Source organism: Bacteroidota bacterium (assembly GCA_016213405.1).
Classification (GTDB): Bacteria; Bacteroidota; Bacteroidia; order Palsa-948; family Palsa-948; genus Palsa-948.
Window position 1 is genome coordinate 1 of record JACRAM010000041.1, and the last position, 2,045, is coordinate 2,045.

The following is a 2,045-nucleotide window of genomic DNA, read 5'->3' on the forward strand; positions in this document are numbered from 1 at the left end:
CTCAAGTCCTCCCCAATGGGGAGGATTTAGGTGGGGCTTGGCAATTGAGAATCGGAATTCATACAGGTCCCGTTTCAGCCGGAGTGGTTGGTGATAAGAAATTTGCTTACGATATTTGGGGAGATACAGTTAATACAGCGAATAGAATGGAATCATCAGGCGAAGCTGGAAAAGTAAATATTTCTGAAGCAACGCACCGCCTCCTCCTAACCTCCTCCCAAGGAGGAGGAACATTAGAATTCACTCATAGAGGAGAAGTTGAGGCAAAGAACAAAGGAAAAATAAAAATGTATTTTGTGGAAAAGAAAAATAGTTCTCTCCCCTTTGGGGAGAGTTAGAGAGGGGCTTTCCCCGCCAAGAACAAAGGAGAAATTGAAATGTATTTTGTTGAATAAATCGGTTAATGAAACAATATTTATTTTTTCTGATTCTTTTTCCTGCAACAGGATTTGCACAGCAGAGCAAGATAGACTCATTGAAAAGTTTGATTGATAAATCGGTCAATGATTCTCTGAAAGTTAATTTATATATTGATATTTCCTATGAGTTTACCAGAAAAAATCCCGATGAGGCAATCATGTATGCAAAGCAAGGATATGATTTGGCTGGCAAAATAAATTTTATTAATGGGATGGGTGTTTGCGAAGCGAACATCGCGCTGGCGTATTATTCAAAAGGAGATTATAAGCAGGCAATTGAACATAACCTGACTGCGCTTCAGTTAAAAGAAAAAACTGGTGATAAAACCGCCATTGCATACTCGCTTAATAATATTGCGCTCGTGTATGACGAAATGCATGATTATAAGCAGGCGCTTTCTTTTTATAAAAGAGCCGAACAAATTCTCCGCGAAACAAATAATAAAAGAGGACTTGCTTCCGTGCAAAATAACATCGGAGAGATTTATTATTCCGTTGGAAAAAATGATTCAGCATTGTATTACTACAATCTTTCACTGCAGGCAATGAAAGAATTAAATAATAAAAATGCCATAGGAATGATCTACACAAATTTTGCCAGCATCTATTTTGACAAAGAAGAGTATGATAAAGCAATTGATTATGACACCAGGTCTTTGCAGATTAGAAAAGAGCTGGAAGATAAATACAGCATTGCCAGTTCGTACATTAATCTTGGAAATGACTACGGTGCAAAAGGCGAGTTTCAAAAATCCATTGAGTATTATAATCAAGCAATCGCGATAGCGAGGCAGATGGAAGCAAAAGAAGTTACTGCAAATGCATACTTGGGAATTTCTGATACCTATTATGCTATGAAAAATTATGCGTCCGCCTATAATTACCACAAAAAATATTCAGAGTTAAAAGATTCATTATTGAATGAAGAATCTTCCAAGCAAATTGCCGAAATGCAAACCAAATATGAAACTGAAAAAAAAGAACAGCAAATCACTTTGCTTAACAAAGACAAAGAGCTTCAGGATGCACAATTGAACAGACAGAAGATGGTGATATGGTCTGTAGCAGGAGGATTGCTTGTTGTCTTAATACTTTCCATTTTTATTTTCCGAGAAAGAAAAAAATCAGAAAAACTGTTACTGAATATTTTGCCTGTAGAAACAGCAAGAGAATTGAAAGCAAATGGAAGAGCCACAGCGAAGTATTATGAACAGGTAACTGTAATGTTTACTGACTTCAAAGGATTCACCAACATTGCAGAAAAACTTTCTGCTGAGGAACTAGTGAGTGAATTAGATTTTTTATTCAAAAAGTTTGACGAAATAATTTCTAAGTATCCGATAGAAAAAATAAAAACAATTGGCGATGCTTACATGTGCGCAGGTGGATTGCCTACTTCAAACACAACCAATGCGATGGATGTTGTGAGTGCCGCATTGGAAATTCAGGAGTGGATGAAAAGCCCCCTCCTGACCTCCCCCGTTTGGGGAGGAAAAAAATCTCAAGTCCTCCCCAATGGGGAGGATTTAGGTGGGGCTTGGCAATTGAGAATCGGAATTCATACAGGTCCCGTTTCAGCCGGAGTGGTTGGTGATAAGAAATTTGCTTACGATATTTGGGGAGATA

General features: G+C 37.8%; 2 protein-coding genes. Both read left to right on the top strand.

The window, feature by feature from the left end; genetic code table 11:
- Positions 1–338, top strand: a 338-nt coding sequence (locus HY841_04405; GenBank protein MBI4929982.1) for a hypothetical protein, incomplete at its 5' end; no start/stop codon positions are given.
- Positions 339–403: 65 nt separating this feature from the next.
- Positions 404–2,045, top strand: a 1,642-nt coding sequence (locus HY841_04410) for a tetratricopeptide repeat protein (protein MBI4929983.1), incomplete at its 3' end; no start/stop codon positions are given.